General features: G+C 65.6%; 4 protein-coding genes. 3 read left to right on the top strand and 1 reads right to left on the bottom strand.

The genetic code is table 11. The annotated features are described in order from the left end of the window. A partial coding sequence (locus tag I6U14_RS00710; RefSeq protein ID WP_296896058.1) for a tRNA (cytidine(34)-2'-O)-methyltransferase occupies nucleotides 1–642 on the bottom strand: 642 nt, incomplete at its 3' end. On the opposite strand from I6U14_RS00710, the gene petA reads away from it, so the two are divergent. The 3 genes from petA to I6U14_RS00725 all read left to right on the top strand — a co-directional run. Next, nucleotides 535–1,086, top strand: a complete 552-nt coding sequence (gene petA / locus I6U14_RS00715) for a ubiquinol-cytochrome c reductase iron-sulfur subunit (RefSeq protein ID WP_296896060.1) — start codon at nucleotides 535–537, stop codon at nucleotides 1,084–1,086. The two genes, I6U14_RS00710 and petA, sit on opposite strands and share 108 nt — an antisense overlap. Nucleotides 1,087–1,112: 26 nt before the next feature. After that, a complete protein-coding gene (locus I6U14_RS00720) occupies nucleotides 1,113–2,402 on the top strand; it encodes a cytochrome b N-terminal domain-containing protein (RefSeq protein WP_296896061.1) in 1,290 nt (429 codons plus the stop codon). A gap of 4 nt (nucleotides 2,403–2,406) precedes the next feature. Beyond that, a partial coding sequence (locus I6U14_RS00725) for a cytochrome c1 (RefSeq protein ID WP_296896062.1) occupies nucleotides 2,407–2,590 on the top strand: 184 nt, incomplete at its 3' end.

Below are 2,590 nucleotides of genomic sequence, written 5' to 3' on the forward strand. Positions count from 1 at the left end.
GCTGCCCGCCCTCAGCGTCCCGCCGGCGATCGTCGCGCGCTGCGTCGTGACGTTCAAGCTGCGCACCCCGGCCTCCATCGGGAGGACGCCGCGGGCGTCTACGGCGGCGGGGACCGCCGGCGCAACGCCGCGGCTCTCCGAGCCGACCAGCAGCACGTCGCCCGCGTCGTAGGCGAGGTCGCGGTAATCGGTCGCGCCGGCGGTGCTGAGCAGCACGAGCCGGCGGTCGGCGGCGCGCATCGCGTCTTGGAAGCGGTTCCAGGAGGGGTGCCGCGTGATTTCCGCGCGGGTGTGGTAGCCGAGCGCGGCGCGGTGGAGTTTGCGATGATCAAACACGAACCCGAAGGGCTCGATTAGCTCCAGCGGGCAGCCGAGTGCGGCCGCTAGGCGCACCATGGCGCCCACGTTTTGTGGTATGTCCGGTTCATAAACGGCGAGTCGGAGCCGGGTGTGCATGCGACCAACAAAAGCTTGTCCGCGCGCGGCCGCCTTCCTAATTTCCACCGCACCGGTGGAAAAGACGACAGGGCACCCATGGCTACGGACGCAGCGGGCGGCGGCAACCGTCGCGACTTTCTTCAGATCGTTGGTTGGACCGGTTTCGGCATCGGCGTCGCCGCCGTCGCGTGGCCCTTCGTCCACCAGATGAACCCCTCCGCCGACGTGTTGGCGCTGGCGTCGATCGACGTCGATCTCTCCGGCGTCGAGCGCGGCATGGCGATCACCGTGCAGTGGCGCGGCAAGCCCGTCTTCATCCGCCACCGCAACGAGGAGGAGATCGCCGAGGCGGAGGCGGTCGACGTCGTCGCGCTGCGCGATCCGCAGACCGACGCCGAGCGCACCACCAGCGCCGACGGCACCACGCGCCAGCCCTGGTTGATCCAGATCGGCATCTGCACCCACCTCGGCTGCGTGCCGCTCGGCAACAAGCAGGGCGAGCCGAAGGGCGACTACGGCGGCTGGTTCTGCCCCTGCCACGGCTCGCACTACGACACGGCGGGGCGTATCCGGCGTGGCCCGGCGCCACGCAACCTGGATATCCCGCCCTTCGTCTATACCTCCGATACCGACATCACCATCGGCTAGGCCGCAGCGGGTCAAAGGAGCAAACCATGAGCGCTGACACGCCGACGCCGAAGTTCACCGGTGTTCTCGGCTGGATCGACTACCGGCTCCCGGTCATCTCCTGGGGCTACAAGGAGCTGGTCGCGTATCCGACGCCGAAGAACCTGAACTACTTCTGGAACTTCGGCTCCCTCGCCGGGATCTTTCTGGTCCTACAGATCGTCACCGGTATCGTGCTCGTCATGCACTATACGCCGCACGCCGATCTGGCGTTCAGCAGCGTCGAGCACATCATGCGCAACGTCAACTACGGTTGGCTGATCCGGTACGCCCACGCCAACGGCGCCTCCTTCTTCTTCATCGTGGTGTACATCCACATCTTCCGCGGCTTGTACTACGGGTCCTACAAAGAACCGCGTGAGCTGTTGTGGATCCTGGGCGTCGTCATCCTCATCTTGATGATGGCGACCGCGTTCACCGGTTACGTGCTGCCGTGGGGCCAGATGAGCTTCTGGGCCGCCACCGTGATCGTCAACCTCTTCAGCGCCATCCCGGTCGTCGGCGACTCGCTGGTGACGTGGCTACTCGGCGGGTTCTCGGTCGGCAATCCGACCCTGCAGCGCTTCTTCTCGCTGCACTACCTGATGCCGTTCATGATCTTCGCGGTGGTGTTTCTCCACATCCTCGCGCTGCACGAGCACGGCTCCAACAACCCGGTCGGCATCGATATCACCAAGAAAGATAAGGTGCCCTTCCATCCGTACTACACGGTGAAGGACGTCTTCGGCCTGTTCGTCGCCCTGCTGTTCTTCGGCTTCTTTGTCTTCTTCGCGCCGAACGTGCTCGGTCACCCCGACAATTACGTGCCGGCCAATCCGTTGGTGACCCCGGCGCACATCGTGCCCGAATGGTACTTCCTGCCGTTCTACGCCATCCTGCGCTCGATCACCTTCGACATCAGCCTCTTCGGCTTCACGTTGATCGACGCCAAACTGGGCGGCGTGATCGCGATGTTCGGCTCGGTGTTGGTGCTCTTCTTCCTGCCATGGCTCGACACCTCGAAGGTGCGCAGCGCCACCTATCGCCCCATCTATTTCTGGGCGTTCTGGGTGCTGCTGGCCGACGTGGTCATCCTGACCTACGCGGGGGCGATGCCGGCCGAGGGTATCTGGCCGATGGTGGCGTTGATCGGCACCGCCTACTACTTCTTCCACTTCCTCATCCTGCTGCCGTTGCTCGGCAAGTTCGAGAAGCCGCGCCCGGTGCCGGAGAGCATCAACAAGCCGGTGTTGCCGACCGCGGCGCCCGCGGGACCGCAAGCCCAGCCGGCGGAGTGAGATCATGCGTGCTATCCTGACCGCCGCGCTTCTCGGCGCGGCCGTCCTCGCCACCCCGACGCCGGCCCCCGCCGCGGGACCGAGCGCGGAGTTGATGACCCGCGACTGGTCGTTTCAGGGCATCTTCGGTTACTACGACGACGCCGCGGCCCAGCGCGGCCTGCAGGTCTACGATCAGGTCTGCGCGG

It is taken from the genome of Thiohalocapsa sp. (genome assembly GCF_019695415.1).
In the GTDB taxonomy this organism is placed as follows: Bacteria; Pseudomonadota; Gammaproteobacteria; order Chromatiales; family Chromatiaceae; genus Thiohalocapsa.

Coding starts and splice junctions, on each gene's coding strand:
- petA (WP_296896060.1), top strand. CDS start 535: ATGGCTACGGACGCAGCGGGCGGCGGCAACCGTCGCGACTTTCTTCAG.
- I6U14_RS00720 (WP_296896061.1), top strand. CDS start 1,113: ATGAGCGCTGACACGCCGACGCCGAAGTTCACCGGTGTTCTCGGCTGG.